At 40.6% G+C, this 14,530-nt stretch carries 10 protein-coding genes and 1 tRNA gene; 9 read left to right on the forward strand and 2 right to left on the reverse strand.

Annotated elements, in window-relative coordinates:
- The first annotated feature begins 59 nt into the window (after positions 1–59).
- The 8 genes from PRIP_RS01800 to PRIP_RS01835 all read left to right on the forward strand — a co-directional run bounded on the left by PRIP_RS01800 (position 60) and on the right by PRIP_RS01835 (position 11,379).
- On the forward strand, positions 60–1,043 hold the full coding sequence (locus PRIP_RS01800) for a Gfo/Idh/MocA family protein (protein ID WP_036099120.1): 984 nt from the start codon (positions 60–62) through the stop codon (positions 1,041–1,043).
- Positions 1,044–1,138: 95 nt separating this feature from the next.
- Positions 1,139–2,275: a DEAD/DEAH box helicase gene (locus PRIP_RS01805; RefSeq protein WP_036099121.1), complete on the forward strand. Its 1,137-nt coding sequence runs from the start codon at positions 1,139–1,141 to the stop codon at positions 2,273–2,275.
- 184 nt (positions 2,276–2,459) lie between these two features.
- Positions 2,460–5,141 (forward strand): sigma-54-dependent transcriptional regulator, encoded by a 2,682-nt coding sequence (locus tag PRIP_RS01810; RefSeq protein WP_036099122.1) that lies wholly within the window; start codon positions 2,460–2,462, stop codon positions 5,139–5,141.
- A 163-nt stretch (positions 5,142–5,304) separates the two neighbouring features.
- Positions 5,305–5,613, forward strand: a complete 309-nt coding sequence (locus tag PRIP_RS01815) for a PTS sugar transporter subunit IIB (protein ID WP_114983041.1) — start codon at positions 5,305–5,307, stop codon at positions 5,611–5,613.
- 156 nt (positions 5,614–5,769) lie between these two features.
- The gene (locus PRIP_RS01820) at positions 5,770–7,050 is read left to right on the forward strand and encodes a PTS sugar transporter subunit IIC (RefSeq protein ID WP_036099124.1); all 1,281 of its coding nucleotides are present in this window, start codon (positions 5,770–5,772) and stop codon (positions 7,048–7,050) included.
- Positions 7,051–7,098: 48 nt separating this feature from the next.
- Positions 7,099–7,404, forward strand: coding sequence for a PTS sugar transporter subunit IIA (locus PRIP_RS01825; RefSeq protein ID WP_036083588.1), 306 nt, complete (start codon positions 7,099–7,101; stop codon positions 7,402–7,404).
- Positions 7,405–7,474: 70 nt separating this feature from the next.
- Positions 7,475–8,560, forward strand: a complete 1,086-nt coding sequence (locus PRIP_RS01830) for a DUF871 domain-containing protein (protein WP_036099125.1) — start codon at positions 7,475–7,477, stop codon at positions 8,558–8,560.
- A gap of 128 nt (positions 8,561–8,688) precedes the next feature.
- On the forward strand, positions 8,689–11,379 hold the full coding sequence (locus tag PRIP_RS01835) for a YhgE/Pip domain-containing protein (RefSeq protein ID WP_036099160.1): 2,691 nt from the start codon (positions 8,689–8,691) through the stop codon (positions 11,377–11,379).
- A gap of 240 nt (positions 11,380–11,619) precedes the next feature.
- On the opposite strand, the gene PRIP_RS01840 is transcribed toward PRIP_RS01835, so the two are convergent.
- Positions 11,620–11,693: transfer RNA gene (locus PRIP_RS01840), tRNA-Arg, on the reverse strand.
- A gap of 93 nt (positions 11,694–11,786) precedes the next feature.
- On the opposite strand from PRIP_RS01840, the gene PRIP_RS01845 reads away from it, so the two are divergent.
- Complete coding sequence (locus tag PRIP_RS01845; protein ID WP_036099126.1) at positions 11,787–12,326, forward strand: LptM family lipoprotein; 540 nt, start codon at positions 11,787–11,789, stop codon at positions 12,324–12,326.
- 885 nt (positions 12,327–13,211) lie between these two features.
- Here PRIP_RS01845 and PRIP_RS01850 read toward each other — a convergent pair.
- Complete coding sequence (locus PRIP_RS01850; RefSeq protein ID WP_036099127.1) at positions 13,212–14,330, reverse strand: M20/M25/M40 family metallo-hydrolase; 1,119 nt, start codon at positions 14,328–14,330, stop codon at positions 13,212–13,214.
- Positions 14,331–14,530 lie beyond the last annotated feature (200 nt).

Raw genomic sequence — 14,530 nt, forward strand, 5'->3', positions numbered from 1 at the left:
AAATCACCAAAATACGCTATACTAAAAAGGTAAAGAAAATCGAAGGGAAGTTTTTGCGAATGAAGCTTGGAATTATGGGTACGAATTGGATTACGGATGCGTTTGTTGAAGGAGCGCTTAACTCGAAAGAATGGGAACTCACAGCGGTTTATTCACGCACATTGGAGAAAGCATACGCCTTTGGTGAGAAATATAAAGTAGCGAATTATTTTGATGATATTGCATTGATGGCAGCATCCGACGTGATTGACGCGGTTTACATTGCTTCGCCAAATGCGATGCACTATGAACATGCGTTACAATTTTTGCGTCATAAAAAACATGTCATCGTTGAAAAACCGATTTTTTCGACGGTTGCAGAATTAGAAGATGCGCATAAAGTAGCCAAAGAAAATGGTGTTTACTTATTTGAAGCAGCGCGCCACATCCAAGAACCGAACTTCAAAATCCTTCAAGACAGCATTCAAAAAGTCGGCAAATTGCACGGTGCGACATTGGCTTACATGAATTATTCATCCCGCTACGACAATGTTCTAGCAGGCGAAGAACCAAATATTTTTTCACTAAAATTCTCTGGCGGTTCGCTCGTTGATTTGGGCGTGTATCCGATGTACACAGCGGTTGCCTTGTTTGGTGTTCCTGAGAAAGCTACGTATTTCGCGACGAAACTACGTACAGGTGTGGACGGTGGCGGCCCGGTTATTTTCGAATATCCGGATTTCACAGTGACCATTTTACACGCAAAAATGTCGCAATCGTTCTTACCAAGCGAAATTTACGGCGAAAAGGGCACGCTAGTTATCAACCCGCTGACAGGCATTAAAGAAATCAAATACATCGACAACCACACGAAAGAAACAGAAGACTTGGCGATGCCGACAATTCCGAATGACATGGAATTCGAAGCCACAGAATTTGCCCGTATCATCGTAGAGCAAGACACACTGGCGTATGAAGACCTAGAAAACCTAAGCAAACAAGTGCTCCAAATCTCCAACGACCTGCGCCACCAAAACGGAATATGGTACAAAGCAGAGCAATAAGTAGGAAGACCAGATGATGCAAATTGTCTGGTTTTGTTGATTATGCAAAATCATGGTATGATAGGACTATCTAAAGCGAAATAAAGGAGTTTATCATGGATATAAAAGAAGTACCTGAAATCTGGGCGGAGCAGTGGCAAGCGCATCATTACGAGGCAATGACGGACATCCAGAAAAAGCTCTACACGCCAATCAAAGAAGGCAAGGATATCATCGCGGTTTCACCAACAGGAACGGGAAAAACAGTTGCTTACACATTACCAGCCATTGAGAAAATCGAAGTAAAACCACATACACAATGGCTGATCCTAGCGCCATCTCATGAGTTAGTCATGCAAATTGCGGATGTTGTTCGTTCTTGGCTTCCCGCTGGTTTGAAAGTTGTCGGCATTATTGGTAGTGCCAATATTAAACGTCAAATCGATAATTTGAAGAAGAAACCGCAAGTCATCGTAGGCTCGCCGGGTCGCGTTTTGGAACTCATTAAACAAAAGAAAATCAAGATGCACGAAGTGAAAATGATTACGCTGGACGAATGCGATCAACTGCTGATTCGTGAACATATTCCAACGGTGCTTGAAATTGTGAACAGCGCGATGCGTGACCGTCAATTAGTTATGGCTTCAGCGACGAAACTAGAAGATCCGATGATGTTTTATCGCAATAGCGAAATCGAGCCAATCATGGTTGAAGCAAAAGCCGAAGAAAGCAATGCGAACGTGAATCATTTGTACATGGAAGTTGAACCGCGGGATAAAGCGATGTTACTACGCCGTATTTCCAATGTGGAAGATATGCGCGCGCTTGTTTTCGTGAAAGATAAAGTTCGGATGGACATTATTTTGGAGAAATTGCAGTACGATGGTGTTGCGGCGGCTGGACTTCATAGCGAAGTGCGTAAAGAGGACCGCAAGAAATTTTTGCAAGCCTTCAAAAAAGGAGAATTGACTTACCTTGTTGTGACGGATGTTGCAGCGCGTGGTTTAGATATTCCAGATCTACCGTTTGTTATTCATTGTGATGTGGCGATGGACGCGAAGCAATATACACATCGCTCAGGACGGACAGGGCGGATGGGCAAGGCGGGGACGGTGATTTCTTTTGTGAATGAACGTGAAGCTCGCACGTTGCGCCAGTATTTGAAAGACTTGAACAAAGAAGCCATTAAAGTTCGTTATTACGAAGGTGTTTTGACGGATGATTTTGAGCATAAAGCAACGAAACGCAAGTAAATAAGCAAACTATGAAGTGAGTCAAATGGTAAAATACGATTCGCTTCATATTTTTTTGAGAACGCTTTAACAATAATTGTCATAGTTAGAAATAAATTTCACAATAGCTATTTTTAGATTGCCGAATGCGTATATTTACAGGTATAATGATGGAAGTAGAGCTTTTTAGTAAGGAGTCGAACGCATGCTTAGTAGAAAAGAAGAAGTATTGAAGCTTCTAAATAGTGTGAACGGTAAGTTGACGGCAAACGATGTTGCTGAAAAATTACAAATGGATCGTGCTAATGCAAGTCGTTATTTAAATGAACTTTTTAAAGAAGAGCAGATTGAGAAACTTCCTGGAAAGCCGGTTCTTTATCAAGCGTTTACAAAAAAAGAGGAAGTGGCTGGAATCGGGAGTGCACAGACGACTTTTGATCGATTAATTGGATCATCACAAAGTTTGAAGGTCAGCATTCAGCAAGCAAAGGCGGCTATTTTATATCCACCACATGGTTTACATACATTAATTCTTGGGAAAACGGGTACTGGTAAGTCTTTATTTGCGGAGTGCATGTACAAGTTTGCACGCGAAGCCGATATGGTTGGTAAAAAAGCACCATTCGTGTCTTTCAACTGTGCCGACTATGCGCAAAATCCGCAGCTTCTCTTTGGTCATATCTTTGGGGTTATCAAAGGGGCATACACTGGGGCGGAAGAAACACGCCAAGGCTTATTAGCGAAAGCAGATGGCGGAATTTTATTTTTAGATGAAATACACCGCTTACCACCAGAAGGGCAAGAGATGTTGTTTACCTTTATCGATAAGGGCGAATACCGACCGCTTGGGGAAAGTGCAACGGTACACACGGCGCAAGTCCAAATTATTGGTGCAACAACAGAATCACCAGACAATTTCTTGTTGGAGACATTCACAAGACGGATTCCGATGACAATTACGTTACCGCCACTTGCAGAACGGCAATTAGAGGAACGCTACCAGCTCATCGAATTCTTTTTAGCACAAGAAGCCACGCGTTTACATCAAACGATTCGCGTGCATCGCCAGGCGTTGATGGCATTTTTGCTGTATCATGCGAGTGCCAATGTTGGGCAATTGCAACGGGATTTGAAACTTGCTTGTGCGAAAGCATTTTTGCATTATAAGACGAAAGCTGCGAACTATATTTTAATTGAACAAGATGATTTGCCGATTTATGTCCAAAAAGGCTTGCTACATTTAAAAGATGAGCCAGAAAAGATGAACCGGCTAATTGATGTGAACAAGACGATTTTCAAGTTTTACGATACGAGTGAGGCAAATGATATCGCGATTGAAGATGTGGATGATGTGTATCAGGCGATTCAAACGAAGGCTGATCAGCTAATGAAAGAAGGAAAGGACCAGCTAGAACTTGAAAAGGCACTGTATATGGATGTTGACCAATATTTTCATGAGTACATGGGGCAACTGCCAACGCAACAATCGGCGAAAGATATTATCGGTCCCGAAATTTGGCAGCTTACTGATCAAGTGTATCAGATGGCAGAGAAACGTTTGGATCGCAAGTATAATGAGAAAATGCGGTTTGCCTTTGCGCTTCATTTACAGAGTACGATAGAACGTATTCGCGAGCAAAAGCATATTGTGCATCCGGATTTGAACAATGTCCGTAAGAAATATTCGAAGGAATTCCAAGCGGCTATTGATATTTCGGCTTTATTAGAGCAAGAGCTTGGTATTGAGATTCCATTCGATGAAATCGGCTTTTTGACGATGTTTTTAACGGAGGAAGTTGTCGAATCGATTTTCACACAAGAGGCGCAAGTCGAAGTTATTGTGATGATGCATGGGCGATCTACTGCCACAAGTATGGTAGAAACTGTGCAGGAGCTGCTTAATATTGAGACGGGAACAGCGATGGACATGCCACTTTCCGTTGAAGTGAAAGCAATGTACGAGAAAGTAAAAGAGAAAGTAAAACAACTAAATCCAACAAAAGGTGTGCTTATTTTATCTGATATGGGCTCCTTGACGTCGTTTGGCAATATGATGACCGAAGAGCTTGGTATCCGTACAAAGACGATTAGTATGGCAAGTACACCAGTCGTTTTAGAAGCGATTCGGAAAGCATCGTTAGGACGCGGTTTGGAAGACATTTACCAAAGTTGCCAACAACTCTTTGAAAATAAATACAAAGCCCAAATTTTGCGGGCAAAACCAACGAAGAACGCGGTTATCTTCACGTGCTTTACAGGAGAAGGTGTCGCCGAACAATTGCGAGCTCGTGTAGCTCCAGTTATCGATGAGTCAAAAGTAGAAATCATCGTCTTGCAATTTTTGCATAAAGAAGCTTTCAGGGATCGCATTGATCAGCTGATGGAAGATTATAATATTTTAGCAATTATGGGTTCGGTAGAATTCCAGTATCGCGATATTCCATTTTTCAGCGCCATGGAAGTGTTCTCAGATGGTGGCCTAGACATCGTGAAGCGTATTATTAACGACGAAGTACCTTACGAACAGCTTATTTCCTCTTTAGAAGGGAACTTAAAAGCGGTGGAATCGCCAGATCAGCTTGTATACTTTCTTCGCAAAATCATTTCGGAGTTACAAATCCAAATGAACTTGGTCTTAGAGCCAGGCGTTGATATAGGTATCATTCTACATCTAGCGTTCCTCGTAGAACGCATGAAATTAGGCGGCGTGGATCGCGAGTTTCCAAATATCGATGCATTTACGAAGCAGCATATGATTGAAATGCAAATCACGCAACAAATGATGGAGAACGTTAACATCGAGTACGATATCCTTGTTCCGCAGTCAGAAATCGCTTATTTGACGCAAATGATGACTGCAAATAAAATAGTTGTAGACGAAAAATAACGCAACGAGACAAGTGTGTAACAGAAGTACACACTTGTCTTTTGTTCATGTGTAAGCGGAGAATGGCTTGCGTATGCGTTTTCTTTTATTTTAAAAGTTGGCACGGAACTTGCATTTATATAAGCGAGGGTTAAGAAATAGCGTTAAGAAAGGGTGAATCGCAGTGAAAACAATCATGTTAGTTTGTTCCGCGGGTATGTCAACGAGCTTACTTGTTACAAAAATGGAAAAAGCGGCGGAGGAGAGAAACCTTGAAGCAACCATTTTTGCAGTATCTGAGGCAGAAGCACCAGATAATATCAACAAGATCGACGTCTTATTACTTGGACCACAAGTGAGGTTCTTAGAAAGCAAGTTCAAGAAGAAATTAGAACCACTAGGCAAGCCAGTCGCAGTCATCAACAGTATCGATTACGGGATGATGAACGGCGAGAAAGTTTTAAATCAAGCATTATCTTTACTTGGGGAATAAGAGTATGCGCGTAGTGAATAACGACAATAGCAAGGTTTTTATGTCTACTTGGGTGAAGACGTAAAGCGTTATTGTAACTAGTCATTAAGCGAAACTCTTAAATATAGGAGGGGACAAAATGTCTCATCCAAATTTAAATTGTTGGGGGAAATAAAAATGAATGGTTTTATCGCGTTTATGGAAAAGTATTTTATTCCGTATGCAGCAAAAGTTGGTGGACAACGTCATTTAGTTGCCATCCGTGATGGTTTCATTTCAACGATGCCATTAATGATTTTAGGTTCATTGGGTACATTGATTAACAATTTACCTATCAAGGCTTATCAAACATTTATGAATAACTTATTCGGAGAAGCTCTCTGGAAATCTTTCGGGGGAAACATTTGGAACGGTACTTTCGCGATTCTAGCACTTTTAACTGCTTTTACTGTAGCTTATAACCTAGCGAAATCGTATGATAAAGATGCTTTATCAAGCGGTGTTGTATCTGTTTCTTCTTTCTTTGCTATTGGTGGATTAACAGGTCTTAGCTCATCAGGTCTATTTTTAGCACTTCTTGTAGCTTTAATCTCTACTGAATTATTCACACGTATGAGTGGAAATCCAAAACTTATCATCAAAATGCCAGATGGTGTTCCGCCAGCAGTATCAAGATCGTTTGCGGCACTATTTCCAGCGATGATTACAGTAAGTATTTTTGCAATGTTTACAACGATTCTTTTCGGTCTTGGCGTAAAAGATATTGTTGGTGAATTCTACAAACTAATTCAAGAACCGTTCATGGGTCTTGCGAATACTTTACCAGCAGCATTATTATTAGCATTTATTTCTTCATTCCTATGGTTCTTTGGTTTACATGGTGCGAACATTATCGAGCCATTTATGCAAACAATTAACGTTGATGCAATTGCTAAGAACGTAGAAGCTTTGAAATTAGGCATAGACGCTCCTTACATCGTTAACAAACCTTTCTTTGACTCTTTCGTTAACCTAGGCGGAACTGGTGCAACGATTGCGATTATTATTTCGGTATTCCTATTTGGTCGCCGCCATAAGCAATACGTGACTGTATCGGGTCTTGCTTCAGCTCCTGGTATCTTCAACATTAACGAGCCATTGATGTTCGGTCTACCGATTGTGTTAAATCCAATCTTGTTTGTACCTTATATCTTAGCGCCTCTAGTGCTTGTTACAATTGCTTATTTTGCAACAGCACTTGGTTTAGTACCAGCAGCAACAATCGTAACACCTTGGACTACACCGCCAATTATCGGTGGGGTATTAGCTACACAAAGCTGGACTGGTGGCGTTCTAGCAGCGGTAAATATTGCCGTAGCAGTTCTAATCTACGCACCGTTCATTAAAGTAGCAGAAATACAAGAAATCCGTCGTGAAAAAGCAGCAGCAGCTGGTGAACCGACAGAAGATAATTTTTAAGATTATATAGAAACACTAGAATAAAAACATACAAGGATGTGGAACTAAATGGAAGAACTAGAACTTACAATTATGAATTTAATCATGTTTGGTGGTAACGCGAAAAGTGACGCGATGCTAGCAATCGATGCAGCGAAAAAAGGCGACTTTGCTTTGGCAGACGAGCAAATCGCAAAAGCAGAACAATCTTTACTAGAAGCACATCATTCCCAAACAAAACTAATCCAAGGTGAAGCACGCGGCGAGAAAACTGAAGTATCTCTACTTCTAGTTCACGCGCAAGATCACTTGATGAACGCGATTACTTTTAAAGATTTGGCGATTGAAATTGTAGAATTATATCGTTCGAAGTAAGACAATGGGGGGTGAGGATTTTTCCTCATCCCTATTTTTAATAAGGAATAAAGAGAGGACGTCGTTTATTATGAGAAAATTAGGTATTTCAGTATTCCCACAACATGCGCCACTTGAAGATTCTTTGAACTATATTGAAACAGCTGCAAAATATGGTTTTAGCCGTATTTTTACATGCTTGATTTCAGCGAATGATGAAGCGGAGTTTGCGAAATTAGAGACGATTTGTCAAACTGCGAACAAGCTAGGTTATGAAGTTATCGCTGATGTCGATCCTGGTGTTTTTGCGTCTCTTAATTTGACATATCAAGATTTAGGTCGTTTTAAAGAGCTAGGATTGTCTGGATTGCGTCTTGATTTAGGTTTCTCTGGATCAGAAGAAGCGGCGATGTCTTTTGATGATAATGATTTACAAATCGAACTTAACATCTCTAACGGTACGAAATATGTAGATAACATCTTGTCTTATCAAGCGAATGTGGCGAATATTATTGGCTGCCATAATTTTTATCCGCGTCGTTATACAGCGCTTTCTCGCGAACACTTCCTTCGCACGAGCGCTCAATTCAAAAACTATAACTTGCGTACCGCTGCATTTGTTTCCTCTAATACAGGTAAATTTGGCCCTTGGTTTGTTGTGGATGGCGGACTTCCAACGCTGGAAGAACACCGTGGTATGCCAATTACAGTACAAGCGAAAGATTTATGGAACACGGGCTTAATTGACGATGTGATTATCGGAAATATGTATGCGTCAGAAGAAGAACTAAAAGCATTAGGCGAGCTAAACCGCAATGAATTGGAACTGGCTGTCACATTCTTAGAGGGTGCAACAGACGTTGAAAAAGAAATCGTGACAACACAAAAACATTTCAATCGTGGCGATGCTTCTGAATACGTGCTTCGTTCTACAATGACTCGCGTTCATTTTAAACAACATGATTTCCCAGCACATGATACCGACACAATCGAGCTTGGTGATGTGACAATTGATAACAATGGCTATGAACGTTACAAAGGTGAGATGCAAGTAGCACTTCAAGAAATGGAGAACTCGGGCAATACCAATATCGTCGCTCGTGTCATTCCAGAAGAACGCTACCTCCTAAAAACAATTCAACCTTGGCAACATTTCCGCCTAAAAGAACACAAGTAAGAATTCGAACAAGCTAATCGCGATAAAAGTGGTTAGCTTGTTTTTTTGTGTTTTACTTCTCGTTTGCAGTCCCTGTTTTTGCCCTGTATAATCAAGGTTGAAGGTTAAGAGAAGGGATGTTAGCGGGAATGAAAAAGATTTGGGGTATTTTTATACTCGACTGGCGACGACTTTTTAAAGCACCGATTGCGTTATTGCTCGTGCTAGCCTTAGTTATTTTGCCGTCCCTCTATGCGTGGTTCAATATCGAAGCGCTCTGGGACCCGTATTCTAACACATCAGGCATTAAAGTAGCGGTCGTGATTGAAGATAAAGGCGCCGAAATTAACGTACCTGGAAAAAGCCCGCAAAAAATCAACGTAGGTACAGAACTAAAAGCACAACTAAAGAAAAATGATACACTCGGTTGGGTTTTTACAACGGAAAAAAAAGCAAAAGAAGGCGTTAAAAAAGGAGATTATTACGCAGCTATCTTTATTCCAACTGATTTTTCAAAAGACATTGTTTCGGTAGTTGGCGGAAATCCCACGAAACCGACGATTAATTACACAGTCAACGAAAAAATCAATGCCATCGCACCAAAAATCACAGATAAGGGTGCTTCCGCGATTGTTGACCAGATTAGTAATGAGTTTGTTGATAAAGTGAGCCGTTCTGTGCTATCCGAGTTAAATCAGACTGGAATTGATTTGGAGAAGGAACTACCGACAATACGCCATATTAAAGATAAGGTTTTCCAAGTGAAGGCGAGTATGCCACAAATCAAAGAAATGGGTAGGCAAGCCATCATTTTAGAAGGAAAACTGCCTGATTTACGGGAAAAAGCAAACCAAGTGAGCGAGCTAAGTAAAACAATGCCAGAAATTAATGCAGCGGCGAGCGATTTACTTCGTATTGAAGCAGCACTTCCTCAATTGGACAAGCTAGGAAAAGAAGTTCTCGTGTTACAGCAGAAGATTCCTGAGATTCAGCAGATTGCGACGGACGTGAAGACTGTAGATGCCAATTTTGGAACGATTGAAAAAACGGTGAACGATGCGCTAGGTGAGTCGACCAAAGCTCTGGCAATTATTTCAGAAGCCGAAGACGCATTGCCAACCGTGAAGAAAATTGCCGATGATGGCGCGAACTATGCCGGAAAAGTCGCCGATTTTTCTAAACAAGTGAATCAGTCTTTCCAAACGGTAACCCCAGCAATCAAGCAGAATTTGATGCTTTTGCAACAAGTGACAAACAACGTGTACGCATTGACAGAGCAACTGCAGAACGGCAGTATTGACCCAGAAAAGATTGTTTCTGTCATCGGCCAAATCGAGACGCAGTTAAACAGCGCAAGCGGCATGCTAGCCAAACAAATCGAACTTCTGAACACATTGAACGACACATTGCCAGACAAGCCGCTAACAGGCTTTATCGGCGATTTAAAGGCGATACAACAAGATATAACGAAGCAACAACAAACACTTGCCAACATCAAAGAGATCATTCAGAACGGTGAACAACCAACCCAAGCGCTACTTGATCAGCTAAACAGCGAAGCCAAGAAAGTAAGCGACGACTTAACGACAGTCATTGGCAAGTACGATAGCGACATTGTCCCAACGATTAATACCGCGCTAAAAACTATCAGCCAAGACCTCATGAAAAGCGCTGGCTTACTAAACACCGCAAAAGATAAACTACCAGATATCGATGCGATTCTCAAAAATGCCAACGACACCTTGCGCACGAGCCAAACCTATTTACGCGAGTTCCAGCAACGTTTACCAGAACTAAGACAAACACTCCAAGATGCAACAGCGTTCATTAATACGAAGCTAGACACAGTTATCGACGGCATCAACAAAGCCGCGCTATTTTACCAAAATGATTACCCAGCAGTCAAAGTCAAAATTCATAAAGCAGGCGATTTCATCCGCAATGACCTACCAACCTTAGAATCAGAAATCACAAATGCTGCTAAACTAATCGAACAAAAATTCCCCGACTTTGAAAAAGCAGTGAAAACAGCAGCTGACTTATCACGCAATGAACTACCACCATTCGAAGAAGCCATCAACAAAGCTGCTGGAAGAATTACGGAGTTTGACCAAAGCTACGATATGCAACAAATCATCGCCTTTTTACGAAATGATGTAGAAAAAGACAGTGATTTTATCGCGCATCCGATTCAACTAAAAGAAACGAAAGACTATCCAATCCCTAACTACGGATCAGCGAGTTCGCCATTTTATACCGCGCTTTGTTTATGGGTGGGGGCGTTGTTACTAATCTCCTTACTACGCGTGGACGTCGAAGTTCCAAGAGGCATTTTCAACCACCACCATGTGTATTTCGGACGATTACTAACTTTCCTATCTATCGGCTTAGCCCAGGCACTCATCGTCACACTAGGGAACATTTTCATATTAGGTGTCTATATCGCAAGCCCGCTGTATCACGTTTTGTTTAGTATGTTCATCAGTATGGTCTTTATGGTGATAGTCTACACCCTTGTCTCGCTATTCAACAATGTCGGAAAAGGCATGGCGATTATTCTCCTCGTCCTCCAAATATCAGGAGCCGGCGGGAATTTTCCAATCCAAGTATCACCACCATTTTTCCAAGCGATATACCCGTTCTTACCGTTCACATACGCTGTTGGACTCATCCGTGAAAGTGTCGGCGGCATCTACTGGCCAAACGCAACACACGACATCATCATTTTAGCGGTATTCGGAATTTCCTTCATACTAATAGGCACACTGCTTAAAAAACCATTAGACAAAGTCATTCCAGGGCTTTCCGCTAAGGCGAAAAAGAGTAAACTAATTCACTAATACAAAAAGAGAACTTGGTGCATAAGAAACCAAGCTCTCTTTTTTGTATGAAAAAAACATTCATGACATTTAAGAAATGTTTTTGTAACAAAACGGGTTTAATGCTATATTTTTGAAACAAAACAAGTTATAATGAAATAGTACATGGAAAAATGCATGTCGTTTCTTACATAATTATCCAGAAACGTAATGTTTATTTAGTGCATGTACGGTGTTAGATGGCATCGTAAGCAATATTAATGTCCTGAGAGGGAATCGAACCCACGGCCTACAGCTTAGGAGGCTGTCGCTCTATCCTACTGAGCTATCAGGACCCATTGAAAATTTACTAACGTAACCATTCTAACATAAAACAGAGATGGGGAGCAATCTGTTTGCAAAAATCATGAAGAGAGGAAGGAAATGGATTGAAAAAAGTAGTAATAGCATTAGTAGGTATCTCACTCCTATTCGGATTAACCGCATGTGGCACGAAAGGCATCGACAAAGTTCAGAGCGATAATTCATTGACAACTATCCAGAACGTGAAGACAGATTTAAAGGATTACCAACTTGTATACGTGAAGGATGATGATGGTACAACCGGAGTGCTCGAGTTTTATACAGATACGAATGGAAAAGATATCTCGAATATACAGCTAAACTCCGCACTCAAGAACAAAGACGACAAAGTAAAAATCAATCTCATGAATGGCCTGAACGGTCTCATTGCAATGGTTGAAATCCATGACAACCAGCTTGCCAATCAAGCAACAGAACTCGTATTATTAGACAGCAACAAAGAAGTCGACGAAGCAATTGGTGTTACTCTAACAAATAAAGGTAAAAGTGATAACGGGAAAACGGTTGCTATCGTCGAAATACCATCCCTAGATGCCAAAACATCCGAAACGTTAAAAACGGTCGAGTTGCGAAATAAAAGACCACAAAACTGTCTACGAAAATAGCATTCAAGGCAAAGCTATTAAGAAGCAACAACCCTCAGAACGCGCCAAGAAAAATAGTTTTTTCCCAGCTGTAAACAAATATATAGTCGACAAGAACTGGAAAGTAGTCAGTGGCGCAACACAGAAAAAATCACTTTACACAGCAATTTTAAGAGATCAAGCTGGTCGCTATCACCTTGTAGAATTCACTTACCCGGACAATAAGTTAGTAGTAAAAGAAACAAACGAAAATACCAACCCACAATCAGACAACGAAGTACTATTATTACAATTACAAGGTGATAAGAACCAATATATCGGGGTTGTTTCCGAACTAGAAAATATCATTGCAAAAGGTGACACAGTTATACTTAAATCCACTGATGGAAAAGAATACACACAAAACTTACACACCGGATACAATGATAAAAATGCTCTTATCCAACTAACCCAAAAAACCGACATGACGATTGATGACATCACAAAAATAATCATCAAAAACAACACTGGCAATGACCTCTACACTATGGATTTGAAATAAAAGCATAAAAAGATACCTATAGAATGTATACTTCAAACAAGAAGTGCATGCTATAGGTATTTTTGTATACTCAAATAGAGCAATCATGAGCAAAAAATGATTCTCAAACGCGGAAATCCAAAGGCTACAACAAAATTCAACTCAGTAATCGCTGAAAAAATTTCGCTCGTTGCACGAGCTATGTCTGCAGTCTATTAGAAGCGTCAATATAGTGGTAAAAGCAAAATGAATTTAGCGCTAGATATAGCCATAAGAAAATCCATATCGTAAACAAACCTTATAAATGAATCATCGAAGAAACCGAAGAACAGCCTGTCATTTCAAATAAATTAAAACCCCACGAGTAAAATTTCTTCCCTGTATATTTATTTCAGTGCCACATGTTTCACAATTTCGTATGCTACTGCTACTGCTTTTTCTAGTTCGTGAATGGGAATATACTCGTGAACGGTGTGTATTTTTTCATAGCCGATGGATAGGTTGGTCGTTTCTTTTCCTTGTTCGTTAAAAATGTTAGCGTCACTTCCACCACCACTGGTTTCGTGTTTCGCTGTTATACCTAATGTTGCCATCGCTTTTGTTGCGATTTTGACTACATTTGTTTCAGCATCAAAGTGATAGCCACCGTACTTTATGTCTACTTTTATTGAAATCGTGCCACCCATTTCTGCTGTCGTTTTTTCAAATAAGTCTTTCATATGTTTTATTTGTGCTTCGCAGGACTCGCTGTTAATCGACCTAACTTCTGCAACCATACGCACATGCTCCATCACGATGTTCGTTGCAGTTCCGCCTTCAATTGTACCAATATTGGCGGTCGTCTCAAAATCAATACGGCCTAGTTTCATTGACGTAATTGCTTTGGCGGCGATTTCAAGAGCTGATATCCCCTTCTCTGGTTCAATCCCAGCATGAGCTGCAGTTCCATGAATTTCGATTTCGAGCCCTGCATGTGTGGGGCTACCAACTGTAATGCTCCCGACTGGACCACCTGTATCTAAAACAAAACCGTAATCCGCTGTAAGCTTACTCATATCGAAGGCTTTAATGCCAATTAAGCCACTTTCTTCTCCTACTGAAAGCACAAATTCGAGCGTTCCGTGAGGTGTGTTGCTTTCCTTGATTAACTGGATTGTTTCAAGCATAATCGCAATACCCGCCTTATCATCGGCTGCTAAAATCGTCGTACCATCTGAATAGATAATCTCCTCTTTAATTTGTGGTTTAATACCCACACCTGGTGTAACCGTATCCATATGACAAGAAAAGAAAATAGCATCGGCATCGGTAGTCGCAGGTAATCGACATAACAAATTGTTGGCGCCAAAACCCGTTTTTGACATCGTATCGTCTTCTTCTACCTCCAAACCTAGCGATTGAAATCTTTCTTTTAAAAAAGCTTGGAACTTGCCTTCATACTTCGTTTCTGAGTCAATTTGAACAAGTTCGATGAATGTTTCAACTAATCGTTTTCTATTAACCATGATTGATTCCTCCCTTTTGCCATTTAATCATTTATTTAACCACGATAGATAACAGGTACATGATACATACTTCGAGTTTTCCCTCAATATTTTCACTTTAAACCTAGCGTGGGGCTATCACTCATTTTCAAACAAAAAACAAGTATAACATTCTGGAATATTTATAATAAAGAGGGAATTAAAAATAAACGCTCATCAGC

The organism is Paenilisteria riparia FSL S10-1204, assembly GCF_000525995.1.
Taxonomy (GTDB): Bacteria; Bacillota; Bacilli; order Lactobacillales; family Listeriaceae; genus Listeria_A; species Listeria_A riparia.

Bases quoted from the DNA above. Each gene is read 5' to 3' on its own strand.
- PRIP_RS01825 (WP_036083588.1), top strand. From the start codon at position 7,099: ATGGAAGAACTAGAACTTACAATTATGAATTTAATCATGTTTGGTGGT.
- PRIP_RS01820 (WP_036099124.1), top strand. From the start codon at position 5,770: ATGAATGGTTTTATCGCGTTTATGGAAAAGTATTTTATTCCGTATGCA.
- PRIP_RS01805 (WP_036099121.1), top strand. From the start codon at position 1,139: ATGGATATAAAAGAAGTACCTGAAATCTGGGCGGAGCAGTGGCAAGCG.
- PRIP_RS01810 (WP_036099122.1), top strand. From the start codon at position 2,460: ATGCTTAGTAGAAAAGAAGAAGTATTGAAGCTTCTAAATAGTGTGAAC.
- PRIP_RS01835 (WP_036099160.1), top strand. From the start codon at position 8,689: ATGAAAAAGATTTGGGGTATTTTTATACTCGACTGGCGACGACTTTTT.
- PRIP_RS01850 (WP_036099127.1), bottom strand. From the start codon at position 14,330: ATGGTTAATAGAAAACGATTAGTTGAAACATTCATCGAACTTGTTCAA.
- PRIP_RS01830 (WP_036099125.1), top strand. From the start codon at position 7,475: ATGAGAAAATTAGGTATTTCAGTATTCCCACAACATGCGCCACTTGAA.
- PRIP_RS01800 (WP_036099120.1), top strand. From the start codon at position 60: ATGAAGCTTGGAATTATGGGTACGAATTGGATTACGGATGCGTTTGTT.